This window comes from Paenibacillus polymyxa (assembly GCF_001719045.1).
In the GTDB taxonomy this organism is placed as follows: Bacteria; Bacillota; Bacilli; order Paenibacillales; family Paenibacillaceae; genus Paenibacillus; species Paenibacillus polymyxa_B.
This window is the reverse complement of the sequence record NZ_CP015423.1, coordinates 4,618,997-4,631,286: the sequence shown is the minus strand read 5'-3', so window position 1 is coordinate 4,631,286 and position 12,290 is coordinate 4,618,997. Positions and strand designations below refer to the sequence as shown.

The 12,290-nt window shown below is 36.0% G+C and carries 15 protein-coding genes and 4 pseudogenes; 1 reads left to right on the top strand and 18 read right to left on the bottom strand.

Features of this window, described 5'->3' with window-relative positions; genetic code table 11:
- Positions 1-48: 48 nt before the first annotated feature.
- The 17 genes and pseudogenes from AOU00_RS20915 to AOU00_RS20845 form a co-directional block, all read right to left on the bottom strand.
- Entirely contained in the window at positions 49-828 is a 780-nt protein-coding gene (locus AOU00_RS20915; protein WP_230584964.1) for a hypothetical protein, read from the bottom strand.
- Between the two features lie 584 nt (positions 829-1,412).
- Positions 1,413-2,030 (bottom strand): hypothetical protein, encoded by a 618-nt coding sequence (locus AOU00_RS20910; protein WP_237166218.1) that lies wholly within the window; start codon positions 2,028-2,030, stop codon positions 1,413-1,415.
- Positions 2,030-2,206, bottom strand: coding sequence for a hypothetical protein (locus tag AOU00_RS26715; RefSeq protein ID WP_172828307.1), 177 nt, complete (start codon positions 2,204-2,206; stop codon positions 2,030-2,032). Before AOU00_RS26715 ends, AOU00_RS20910 begins: the two co-directional genes overlap by 1 nt.
- A 141-nt stretch (positions 2,207-2,347) precedes the next feature.
- Positions 2,348-2,561 (bottom strand): annotated as a pseudogene (locus AOU00_RS25950) (transcriptional regulator); the annotation flags it as partial.
- A gap of 563 nt (positions 2,562-3,124) precedes the next feature.
- Positions 3,125-3,247 carry a hypothetical protein gene (locus AOU00_RS27505; protein ID WP_257785350.1) on the bottom strand — a complete coding sequence of 41 codons (123 nt, stop codon included), beginning with the start codon at positions 3,245-3,247 and terminating at the stop codon, positions 3,125-3,127.
- 250 nt (positions 3,248-3,497) lie between these two features.
- On the bottom strand, positions 3,498-4,769 hold the full coding sequence (locus AOU00_RS27545; protein WP_069291574.1) for a flagellin N-terminal helical domain-containing protein: 1,272 nt from the start codon (positions 4,767-4,769) through the stop codon (positions 3,498-3,500).
- A 92-nt stretch (positions 4,770-4,861) separates the two neighbouring features.
- Entirely contained in the window at positions 4,862-5,497 is a 636-nt protein-coding gene (locus AOU00_RS20890) for a restriction endonuclease (protein ID WP_069291573.1), read from the bottom strand.
- A 278-nt stretch (positions 5,498-5,775) separates the two neighbouring features.
- Positions 5,776-6,105: a hypothetical protein gene (locus AOU00_RS20885; RefSeq protein WP_069291572.1), complete on the bottom strand. Its 330-nt coding sequence runs from the start codon at positions 6,103-6,105 to the stop codon at positions 5,776-5,778.
- A 16-nt stretch (positions 6,106-6,121) separates the two neighbouring features.
- The gene (locus AOU00_RS20880; RefSeq protein ID WP_069291571.1) at positions 6,122-7,249 is read right to left on the bottom strand and encodes a WXG100 family type VII secretion target; all 1,128 of its coding nucleotides are present in this window, start codon (positions 7,247-7,249) and stop codon (positions 6,122-6,124) included.
- A gap of 274 nt (positions 7,250-7,523) precedes the next feature.
- Entirely contained in the window at positions 7,524-8,069 is a 546-nt protein-coding gene (locus AOU00_RS20875; protein WP_069291570.1) for an RNA 2'-phosphotransferase, read from the bottom strand.
- Positions 8,070-8,102: 33 nt separating this feature from the next.
- Positions 8,103-8,303: a hypothetical protein gene (locus AOU00_RS20870; protein WP_028542918.1), complete on the bottom strand. Its 201-nt coding sequence runs from the start codon at positions 8,301-8,303 to the stop codon at positions 8,103-8,105.
- A 177-nt stretch (positions 8,304-8,480) separates the two neighbouring features.
- Complete coding sequence (locus AOU00_RS20865) at positions 8,481-9,026, bottom strand: hypothetical protein (protein WP_061831881.1); 546 nt, start codon at positions 9,024-9,026, stop codon at positions 8,481-8,483.
- 195 nt (positions 9,027-9,221) lie between these two features.
- Positions 9,222-9,446, bottom strand: coding sequence for a hypothetical protein (locus tag AOU00_RS27210; protein WP_231109515.1), 225 nt, complete (start codon positions 9,444-9,446; stop codon positions 9,222-9,224).
- A gap of 378 nt (positions 9,447-9,824) precedes the next feature.
- Positions 9,825-10,067: a DUF1871 family protein gene (locus tag AOU00_RS20855; RefSeq protein WP_061831882.1), complete on the bottom strand. Its 243-nt coding sequence runs from the start codon at positions 10,065-10,067 to the stop codon at positions 9,825-9,827.
- Positions 10,068-10,079: 12 nt separating this feature from the next.
- Positions 10,080-10,262, bottom strand: coding sequence for a hypothetical protein (locus AOU00_RS20850; RefSeq protein ID WP_155729775.1), 183 nt, complete (start codon positions 10,260-10,262; stop codon positions 10,080-10,082).
- 20 nt (positions 10,263-10,282) lie between these two features.
- Positions 10,283-10,461 (bottom strand): annotated as a pseudogene (locus tag AOU00_RS27740) (WXG100 family type VII secretion target); the annotation flags it as partial.
- 223 nt (positions 10,462-10,684) lie between these two features.
- A pseudogene (locus tag AOU00_RS20845) lies at positions 10,685-10,876 on the bottom strand (transcriptional regulator); the annotation flags it as partial.
- Positions 10,877-11,135: 259 nt separating this feature from the next.
- Between AOU00_RS20845 and AOU00_RS20840 the strand changes: the two are divergent.
- Positions 11,136-11,615, top strand: coding sequence for a hypothetical protein (locus AOU00_RS20840; RefSeq protein WP_061831885.1), 480 nt, complete (start codon positions 11,136-11,138; stop codon positions 11,613-11,615).
- Positions 11,616-11,851: 236 nt separating this feature from the next.
- On the opposite strand, the pseudogene AOU00_RS27205 reads toward AOU00_RS20840, so the two are convergent.
- A pseudogene (locus AOU00_RS27205) lies at positions 11,852-12,082 on the bottom strand (copper amine oxidase N-terminal domain-containing protein); the annotation flags it as partial.
- Between the last annotated feature and the right edge of the window lie 208 nt (positions 12,083-12,290).

The following is a 12,290-nucleotide window of genomic DNA, read 5'->3' as shown; positions in this document are numbered from 1 at the left end:
TTCGTTCGATGAAATGTTGAATAATCGCCCCGTAAAGGGGCGGTTTTCTTAGGCTTGCATAAATGCTTCTAACGGTTCCAGAGTCGCGAACGTCTTCTTCGCATCCTTCTTCCGTTGCTCATCATAGAGTTTGGTCAACTCTTCGAATGATTTAGCTTTAATCTTCGTATAACTCGATTTGGTGTATCTGATTATGTACGTCTTTACCCCTTCCTCTTCACTCCACTCGTAAACGACATCATATTTGTCCCTCAAATTCTTTAAATGAAGTGACCGGCGCAACACTGCAAAGTGTTCTTTAATAGCTTCATCACATTCCTCCATAATCTTCTCGTATGTGCAGCCAACTCGCATCAGAATCTCCAATGCCCGTTCATCGCCGTATCTCGCGAGAAATTCCTTCAACGAAACCAGCGCATATAGCATTATTTGTTCCTTGTCATTTGGATTCCTGTATTCATAACAGCCTACAACCAAATTGCGGTCGGTCATTTCCTCCTTACTGAATTGCATATTAAACAAATACTCGAGTGTCTTTTGCTTCATAACGGTTTCCAACATCTGTTCTTTATCAATCCTGATGCCCGTTGTCACCCACGGAAACGGTAGTTGGCCGTTACTTTCACGCGGTATGCTACCCCTAAGATTCAAAATCGGCATACCCGTAGCCATTGCGTACGACCTGTTATATCCGTCGCCCGCGAATATTTCCTGTTCTTCTTGCATGTGTCCTGCCCCTCCTTTTAGTACCAAGTTCCATTCGGCGCGTAGTGCCACCAGTTGTCTGCGAAGTGAATCTCCACTCGATTCCAGCGAATTGCGATCCAAATATCCTCCGCACTTTCCAGTAATTTCTTTGTTAAGCAATAGTTCTCCGTTCGTATTATGAGCTGTGACCTACGCTTATGGGCTTTGTCACTTCCGCTCTTCCAGTCCCGCTATGTCCATTGTCAGGCAACACTTTTATTTCCATCTCTCCAGGCACTTCATGAAGTCTCCGTTACAATCGGTTAGACGAACCGAGGAATAAGACCCTATAGTAGACTATTGCATATCCATAAAACTACCACTTTTTTGTGTTGGTCTCCTATTAGTTCATCACCGCTGCTTTTCATGAACCCGCGAAGATACTTCTGGGATAAATTGTAGCATATTAGAACCATAAGTCCATCTAATGGTTGCGTTATCCTGCCCGTTGGCTAATGCCGGCTGCCATTCTACAACTTTATTTTTCACGGTCTAATGCTTTGTTTTTCAGTCTAACACTTTATTTTCACAGAACAATAGTCTCATTAGACTATTTTGTTCTTCCCATAATTTTAAGAATGTATCATACTTCATAACATTCACGCACCTTCCGTATACTTTTACCCATATCGCTAAGTTAGTAGCCTGATTGAAGACTCTCCTGTTTAAACCCGCCTCTTAATTCTTAGGTGCATGCAAATTATCTTCTTTATCAGATAAATTACTATGAAAAAAGCTTGCTCCCATTTTACTGTTAAAGGAGCAAGCTTATAAATATTTATCAATTGCTGTGAGTTATATTGATTTAGGATTTTTATAGCCCAGTTTGGATCATAGGGCAGAGATCTGAACTTCTGCATATCTTCCCAACTGTAGACCCAATCGTAATCAGGAATCCAAAAATAGTCAGTAGGATTTAGCTTGAGATATTCATATATAAATCGAAAAATCAGCTCTTCAACACCATAAACATCTTCAATACATCCTACTTGATACAAGGACAAGCTTGAATCTAATCCACTAATATCTTCATCATGCTCATAATTAATTTCGTAATTATCAATTCCGTCAATATAGAATATAAACTGCTGGTTATTTTCAGCACCCAGTGGGTTATAAGATATATTTAGAGTTGTTGAAAAAAACTGTTCGTTCTTATATTTTTTATCATTGTCAAAATATAATCCAGCATCTGCATGAAAGGCAGCTACGATTGCATCTCCCAGTAATTTCTCAGGTGTATATTTTTCTCGTTCTATTAAAATAAAAGCCGAACTTCCCATCACTTAACCACCTTTCTTAATTCCTCTAAGGAATTTACAACAGTTACTCCTAGCTTCTTGATATTATCTAATTTTTCTTTATTACTTTGAGATAGATTGCCCAAAGGCTTATCGATATAAAGTATAACTTTCTTCTGTTCTGGATTAAAATAAAGCTTATTAGTCGTAATTGTCATTTTCTCCAGTTGTCCTTCTTTAACTGCTTTGATTGAAGCCTTAACCTCAATTAATTCATTAGTTGTATGTAACTACATCTAAATCACCTGCAAATTGGCCATCTTTCTTTAATATTTTTTGTCCAACACCAGGAGGGAAATCGATGATATAAATAAGTCGTAAAAGTGGCCTTCCGGTAAACCCATAGCCTCACTAATTTGGTCAAGCTGGTTAATAGATTAGGCTTATTTCCTGACACAATAGCACTTACTGCCCCCCATTCATACCTGCAATTAGCCAAAATTGGGCTATGTTTAAACCTTCTTGTTTTAGGTATTTGTCTAATTCCGCCCGAATCGTAGGTGTAATTTTCATGAATAAACCACCCTTTCAGCGTGAACTCACTATATGATGCATAGTTAAATATATTGTTTAGTTATGAAACAAGTAGTAAAACATATTTTCTTTATCACTCTTATTTTTTACCATATTCAGGAACTAAATAATATACTTTTCATATTTGGTATCAAGATACCTTTTGAGATAGTCTGCGATGATTTCATAATTAAAAGTATCATCTTTATGCTTATGTATAATTTATTTGGAAAATCAGAATGCAACTCAAGGCTTACAAAGTTACCTAATTGAATAGTCATGTTCGTATTCCCTTGTAATTTATCTATGGATTTACCTTAGATTTGATGTATAGCATATAAGCAACCTTAACGATATTCGGGATGGTACCGAGTCAAAAAATAACTCGAGTGTGAAAGTGGATGTGCTAGAGGCAATTCTGGAAATTAAATAGACGTTTACGATGTAAAATCCCCCCACCCTTTTTTATTGCACCTGTTAATATTGATCAGCAGACATGACAAAAAAACTAGACATAATCGTCTGGGCAGTAACAGTGTACTGGTGTGTACATAATTATTATTTTATCCTGCTTGTTGCTGTTGCTCATATTCCTCTATCCTACGGTAAAATGTGTTTGGTTTCATATCCACACGTTTCATGGCTTCCACTGCTGTTATGCAGCCTTGCTTCCATTCCTCATACACTGTAATGAACTCCTCGCTTATTGCCTGTTTAGGCCGACCAAATACACACCATTGTTTAGCTGCTGCTATCCCTTCTTTTGTCTGCCTTTGATCTTCTCGCGTTCACGTTCTGCCATGTAGCTAAACATTTCAAGCACAATACTGGATATAACTTTCTCTAACCCATTATGGTATTGTCTAGTGTCAAGAATTGGAATATCGAGAATAACTATATGTGCGCCTATAGCATAAAACCATTATAATTAACAATTTAAGGCTTGAGCAATTGCAACATACTCTCTGGCTGCATATTAGCCTGTGTCAGAATTGCTTGTGATGTCTGAAGCATAATCTGATTTTTAGCCAACTGGGTCATTTGTTTAGCCATGTCAGCATCACGAATGCGAGATTCCGCAGAAGTGAGATTCTCCGTATAGTTGTTGATATTGTTAATTGCATGCTCCAAGCGATTTTGGTAAGCTCCCAATTTAGAACGTTCTGATAACACTTTATTAGTAGCGTTATCAATATCTTCTACAGTAATTGAAGGGATCACTTTGTAGTTATCGAATGAACTCTCTGAAAAAGCTGTAAACACTCCTGTATATCCTTCAACCATACTTGAGTTAACAGAGTAGCCGTTTATGTCACCTATCCCTTCAACCGAGAAGGTATAATAGTCTTCAACAACTGAAGCGGAAAGCTTATAAGTCTTTCCCACATTCGCTGCTTCTGCCCCTACTAGTCCGATATTTCTGTATACTCCATTCACTCTTTCACCTAAGTATATCCCACCATACTGACTATACCAACCAAACACCTGATTATTAAAGTCCTTACCCTTTATAATAATTCCTACATTACCGTCTTTATCAGCAGATGTAAATTCTGCATCTACAGTTATTGTCATCTCATTATCCTTAATCACTTGAGACAATATTGTTTTGTCTCCTATTCCTAATGTTTCTTGCCTAAGTTCTCCATTCTTCACACTCCACTGCCCAGCATCGGAAAACCACTGTGAGAATTTATTATGATCGTCAAAGTTTTCTTTATAGTATAAGCCGAAATCCATGTTATTTATTGTAATTGGAATATTACCATCAGCGTAAACATTCTTAGAGAACGAGCCATCAAACAAATTAATTCCATTGAACTCAGTATTGCTAGTTATACCATCAATATGATCAAGCAATTCAACCATCTCATTAAGAATATTCTCTTTATCACTATTTTGTAGTGTCCCATTTTCCTTCTGAATAATTAGTTCCCTGATTCTATGCAAAGAATTATTAACACTTGCCAAGGCTCCATCTGCTGTTTGTAGGAGAGAAATACCATCTTGAGCATTATGTGAAGATTGATGTAATCCACGAATCTGCGCTCTCATGCTCTCTGATATTGCTAAACCAGCCGCATCGTCAGACGCACGATTAATACGTAGTCCTGATGATAACTTCTCCATCGTTTTATTGACAAAACCTGCACGCTTTTTTAAGTTGTTACTTGCAACTGTTGCCACAATGTTCGTATTGATAATCATATGTTCTCCCGTAATTCTCTGTCTTCATAAGATTTTTAAGTACATTATATTGTTTCAGAAAACCATCGTTTTGCTACTGGAGTCTCCAGTATCTAGTTTTCTGAAGCGATAAGCTTTTCAGCCTTACGATCCTTTTTAATCACTTTACCGTTATTTCTATAATCGTCCCATGAATCGAGACTCAAATAAGGCTCCGCTTCAATTATATCTTTTACCTTACTATGTTGCTGCGCTTGAAATAGTTCAATCATTTTAATTAAATCGTTGCGATCCAACAGCTTCACTCCATTAAAACTGGCCAACTTTTCACATGAAGGAGTGTATTTACTTGAAGTAATGACAATAGATTTCTTAGCTCTATAAAATCGCATAGAACTATACACTTCCTGAACTGCGCTCAAACCAACAGGATTGCTTATTGCATACCGTTTAGCCTGAATGACATTGCGGTATCCTTCTCTATCCGTAAATACCAAATCTGTTCCAAAATCTCCGCTGTCTTGTGTTTTATACGCATCACCATAGCCTAAACACAGGAAGAACCTGAACAGATACATTTCAAAGTCCTTGCCATCCTCCATACGATCTATTTCGTTAATGCTAATTTTATAAGGATCAATATCCTGCGTTACTTTATATCGGTCTTGAACTCTAGGCTTTTTAAATAAGCGTAGCAATACCAAAGCAATTAATACAACAATGACACACACTATCACAAATGTAGACAACAATGCTCCTCCTTAGCTACTCGAAACCCTTTTTACACTTCCTTATAATACAACAGATAGGTACAATTTCCCAATTATTTTTGGATAACTATAGTAAATTGAGAATAAATAACGCCTATTGCTAGATGCTTAGTTACAAAAAATTATTCAGTATAACCAAGCTCCCAGGAAAGGAGTAGATGATGGAACTTATAATTATAAACATCATAAAAGTAATTAAAAGGAAAAGATCATGCTCAACTCAGTGGAAAATACTCAATTGAGGAGGATGATCTAAATTATTCATTTTTCCAAATAATAGACCCGTCAGAAGATGTGATCATGCTAGGGGGGTCATCATGCAGAGAAATTTCAATAAAGGAGCTTTTTCCTTTTTGTAACCATTTATATATACTTCCTTCATCGGTAATCGGCTTAGATACTATTTTTTTAACTTCAACAACCGCAGCATCATATTCAAAGAACCCATTATCATCTTCATCTAAGCCATTGTTTGTTTCATAGATGGTGTCCCTAGTACCAATAATCTTTAATCCACTTTCCCAATAAATAGTTAATTCTTCTTTTGGTACTGAAATAATAGCTTTAATTAAAGAATCATATCCCATAATATTCCTCCTTGGTTTAAGGCGCTGCTGGTACAATATGTGCGCCATCTTTACTATAATGAATAATTCCTTTTGTGGTTTCCTCGAACATACCAGTATCTCTATTATAGTATTTCCCAATAGGTTTTCCGAAATCAATCCTTTCCCGTCCGGCTTTAAACATATCACCTTCTCCAGAATAACTATCAAGCAATTCTTGTGCGGTTTTGTTATCACCATAGAGAATACTCTTGTTCTTACCATTTGCTAAGTCTTGTTTGTAGTTGGGTGTCCCCACAATATGCTTCTCCTGATCCCCATGTTTTACTTTTATAGGGTAACCGTCTACTTCACGGTAAGGACCTGATGGAACAGATTTCTTCCCATAAGAAGGAGCACCTTCCCCTTTTACCATTTGCCATAGTTCTGCTGTTTTTTCTCCTACTCCATTTGCACTTTTAACCGCAGTTGTAGCTCCGTGCGTCGCCAAAGCTGCCGATCCAATTAATCCGGGTACTCCGATTATACTCCCTACACCTGTAGATGAAACAGCAACTGATAATCCTTCCCCACCTATTCCAGCTACTACCTCACCAGCCCCTTGCAATGTTGTAGCTACATTCCCGAGAATTTCTCCTACTTTAGCTGCCATGGGATGATCATAATCCCGTTCTTTATCTGGCAGCATCCCCAATGTCAAATTTCCCTGAATAGCTCCTTTTGCTCCCTGTGCAGTATCCCAAAGGATTTCTCCTTGAAGTTTGCTAGCTTCCAATTGAGCTTCAGCCTTGGTGATCTCAGCTCGTCCCATTTGTTCAAATATTTTATGTAACCAGCCTCCACCTGTGGATGCCGTTTTAACAGGGGTACCAAGCCACGGCACATCCAGTACGACTTTCTCCCTGTCCACCTGTGTAAAGTTTTTTGAAATAAAAATAAGTTCTTGTGCTACTGTCGATAGTCGTTCAATCGTTACATTCATGGATTGTCGAGAAACCTGAAATTCTTGAAAAAATCTCTCCTGGGTAGCTCCAGACCAGCCTTGTTGGACAAAATCAATTCTTCCATTCAGTAAATTCAACATACGTTCCATTTCGTGTTTACCATGCAAGAACTGGTCAGCCACTTCCATTAGCTTATCAGGTGGAACCAATATTCTCCCCAATTGATCACGTCCATTTTAATTTAGATGGAAATAATCTTATCAGAAGGAGATGTTTAGAGATATCCACCTGTTATCCTGAAATTTCCTTTTATATTATGTGACAAATGGACTGATATAAACGGATGTACTATGTCAAAAGTATTGTATAAATGCCTTGCAAAGTAAATTATTTGACTTCACTCTTTTGATAGCATCCAATTTTATAGAAATAATAGATTCACTAACAGATTCAAGTAATGCAACTGACTTTTTAATATAAACGAAAATATCAGTGTTAAATTTTTTTAAAATATTGTGGAGGCACAAAATCGGCAAGCCAAACACCATTGTTAGCGATATAGAACTTCACATTATTATCCAGCGCTTTTACTGTATCGACTTCAAGAATGACTAATTCACCACGTCTCTTACCTGCCAATGTTGCAAATTCAAGTGTCTCAGATAGATGAACATATTTTCTCCCCATTGGTTTAATTCCCTCGGTAATAATTTTATCAACTACTTTCCTATTTGTTCCGTGATAAAGAGCAGTTGGCGGAATGGATTCTTTGTAATCTAATCTTCCTGCACTGTGCCCGTAGTTCGCTCGTATGTATCCATTTACCATGTGGTATCGCTTCTTTGGACAATTAGTTACGACTTGATCAATCCCTGCTTCTCCTATATCCGACCATCTATTCTCTGATTTAATTGCTGAAATTAAGTCTTGCACGTGGCAATAACCTTCATGGTCCAACTTAATTCCAAACTGTTCTGGTGTATGCCTAAGAATTTTACTCATAAATTTACTAAGGCTCTCTTCTTGTTTTGGTGATAACATCATATACTCCTTCTAATGTAATATTTGCTTTATCTAAAGTAACCAATCTGATGATTCATAGCGTCTTGTGAAGTAAAGCACTAATCCCCCGATAAGGAAAAATGTAGCTCCAATTAAAAAACCTCTTAGACTATATCTGCTATAAGCCTCCAATAATACTGCAACTCCCAGCCCACAAGGGAAATACCCGAAAATACCTCTTATTAAAGCCATGATAAAAAACTTACGATTCATACATTTTTCTCCTCGCTAATCGTACTTCATTATATAAAAACGAACAAATTTATTTCATCCATATCCATATATCCTCTTTGTCCCCATTTCACACCAATCCAAAGTCTCCAACAATAACTTTCATTCTAAGCCTAAATTAAAAAGACAACAGGTGATACCTGCTGCCTTTACTCACAATTATTCAGCTTCCGTCAACATTTTTAAAATGCCAGTAAATGAGCCGTCAATCGGCATAATACCTCCATTAACTTGCTTGCTAAATTGAGACTCTGTAAGTTTATCTTTTCCTGCTGTGTGATTCTTAATAAATTTTATAAGCTCTGCTTTCTGATTTGCAATATCCTTTAATGCTTGTTCGCTTTCTTTTTTATAATTTTTAACTGTTTTATTTAGTTCCACCTTAGCCACGCCGAGTTGCTTCTTTAATTTATCACAATCAGCCTTGGCTTGAGCTATTACCGCTTTACTTGACTTATTTTTCACTTCGTTTTTATAGCGCGCTGATGCTTGACTTAATCTCTGAGTTAGCTCACGAACTTCTGCCCCTAGTACAGTATTTAGACGCTTCTGTGCAATTCTAATTTCTTTGACACGATCTTTGTAATCCTCAAAGTATAATTTTTCGATTTCACTTGTTGACATAGCTTTTGTAGCTTTTGCTGCTAATACTTGTGATGGAATTAAGATAGCAAACATTAATAGTAGTAGAATAGCTTTCTTCATATGTATCTCCTTCTTTGGTAGTAGTGCAATTATCATAAGGGAAATGAAGGGAATAGGCAATATGTCTTGTTTTATTATCATGATATTTCTAAGGAAGCGTTAGAATGATTATAATAGAAATGCAAAACAAATAATAAACAAAATCCATTAAATACTTTTGCAAGCATTTGGAACTTAGCTCTGAACTCTCACATATTAGTTTATTTTAAATGGAACCTCTATATCTTCACCAATTTCATCTACAGTTTCCTCGATGATTTCCCTTACATCTTCATCCAAATCTTTGTTTGAAGATTCTTTCATCAAGTTATAGCTATTTTTTAAGTTCAGATTAACAACAACTGAAGAATATACATCTACTATCTCTGAAGATGTATCATTCCATATTTTCTGGAGAAAGCTGTCTAATCTTTTTCTCAACGAATCACTTAACAATTCGTAAGTATAAGTCTTCCTGTCAGCAAATTCCGAAAAACATTCCAACGTTTCAAGAATATTTATTTCTCTAAATTTTCAATGGAGTCTAAATATTGAATAATATATGACTCTAACTGTTCTTTAGACATAACATCAGGCAATTGTTTAATTTCATTCAAATTCATGTTTACTTCCCAAGATCCACTGGTATATGGGTAATATTTTGCTGATTGTTCCTATACAAATTCCCGTCAGTACCCAAATACTTTCTTCCTATTTTAATTTGTGCGTTCTATCCGTTATAGAAGTTGCTTGTAGCAAGCTCAGATGAAGAAAGCTTACTCCCATTTTTATTGTTAAGGAAGCAAGCTCAAAAATAAATTATTTTGTAACATTAATTATCTTTTCAGCGATTAACCGACATTCTTCAATACTTTTATCGAATTCCTTTTTAAAAGATTGAGCGAATACAAAATGAATCTGCTCTGCTAATTCTTCAACAGAGTTTGTTTCCTTACTTTTTTCATGGATTCTACGTATTTCTGAATAATATTCATCTTCTAATAGAGGATATATTTCGACTGGGTTCCATTCATTAATCATTTGTACAATATCATCGTTCATTTCTATACACTCCTACTCTCCAAATAACGATTTAGATAGTGCTTTATATGCATCATCATACTTACTCTTAGGAATAACTGTAACAAGTGCCCCATCATTAGCAACTACAACAGCACCTTCTTTTGAAAAAAACAAATGCTTACTACCATTATTCTGGGAAAGGGCCTTCCCATTCTCCACCCAAGAATCTGCCATTTCTTTGGTTACGCCTCGCTCCTGCATGGATTGTCGAGAACCCTGAAATTCCTAAAACTTTCTCGGGTAGCTCCAGACCAGCCTTGTTGGACAAAATCAATTCGTTCAATTCAGCATACGTTCCATTTCATGCTTTCCGTGTAAGAACTATTCAGCCACTTCCATCAATTTTATTAGATGGAACCAATATTCTCCACATACTATCACGCCCGCTTTAATTTTGATGGAAATAATCCTATCAGAAGGGGTGATTTAGGGAAATCTACTATCCTGTTATTTCCTCGTAATCCATGTGACATGTGAACTGAAATAAACAGATTTATTATGTCTTAAGTATTGTATGTCCATGTTAGAGAATGTCTAAGCTAGAATATAGCAGTCATCGCTTTTAAATCTCGATCTTCAAAACATGCTAACAAAAGTTTTGGTAACCCCAGAGCCTCGGTAATTAAGTCGAGCTGATTAATAGACATAGGCTTATTCTCTGAAACTATGTTACTTATTATCCCCCTATTCATGCCTGAAATATGAGCAAATTCCAATAAATTCAAGCCTTCTTGTTGTAGATAGTGTTCTAATTTTGCTCTAATCGTAATCGTGGGTGTAATTTTCACATGGATAAACCACCCTTCAGCGTGAACTCACTATATGATGCATAGTTAAAATTATTATGTAATTGTGAAACAAGTAATAAAATGGTTTAGCGCTCTGATGGTACCATCTTTTTGAACAAATCATATACTTTTCATGCAGTACTCGAGATACCTTTTTGGAAATTTTTCAAAATTTTTCTGATAAATAGATCATTTTGAATACTAGATCTTTTGTATTTTACTTAGTATTTGCAAAAAATATTTTAGGAGAATTCATCTTATGAAGAAAATACTAACAGTATCATTGTCTGCTGCATTAATGTTATCTTTGTCCGCTACATCTTTTGCAGATAACAGTTACATAGCAAATGCGGAGCAATCAATATCTGCAACTCAAGATCAAGGTAATGCTGATGGTAATGAAGTCAAGGATACCTGTTTAATTACACCTATGGATGTTATAACTATTCCTGCTGTTCATCATATAGGAAAAGGAGCTTTCAAAGATTTCTTCACACTCTCTCCTCAGAACGGTAAAAAATTGAATATTTACACTAAAAATAATGGTTCGTCAACAGTTTATCTTAGTGTAAAAGTCAACGGTCAGGACTTCGGAGAAACAACTATTCCTGCTGGTGGACAAAAAACTAGGAATTTTGAACAATTAGTTGGTATTGGCTTATCAGGTAACTATAAAGTATATATTTACAACAATGACGGCTCTCTCTATGACCTTAACATAAGTGCTAGACAATTCTAATTACAAGTGGTTTGTCTCTTTTGTAAGATAGACTCCTGTTTTCATTCGAACGTCTTAAATTCCATTTTGAAATTTGTATGGAAGCTAAGTCGTAAAATTAGACCATGTGTAAAAAAATCGCACATTGGTTTCCAACTACTCAAAGGCTTGGATTATGTGTGTTGCCGTTTGATGTACAATATCAATAGTCTTCAATCATTATACTTTATAAATAGTATACTCTAGATTTAAAAATATTAATTAGAAGTTGTAATGTTCACATTTAATGTTTCACCTATTTTTTTGGCATCCACTTTTGCTCCCAACACTTCAGAAACAATTCTTAAAGGAACTTGAACACGAGTTGTAGGAATCTGCGGCGCAGCTAACATGGTTTTCTTTTCATCGTTGACATACGCAATCTTACTACCGATCGCCAATTTAATTATAGTTCCATCCTTTGATTCGATGGTGACTTGTTGTAAAGTTTTGTCCCAGTCCCTTACTTTCCCCCTAGATTTTCAGAAACGAAGCGAAGAGGAACAAAAGCTGTATTTGTAGCATTTTCAATTATATGGAGGTGAATCTGAATTAGTTCCAAAATTAATAGGAACACCGTTTACCTGTATATTAATTGTGTAATTATAAGGATGTTTTGCACTGGCTTGTACGCTTAGTACAAGTATAAAAATAAGG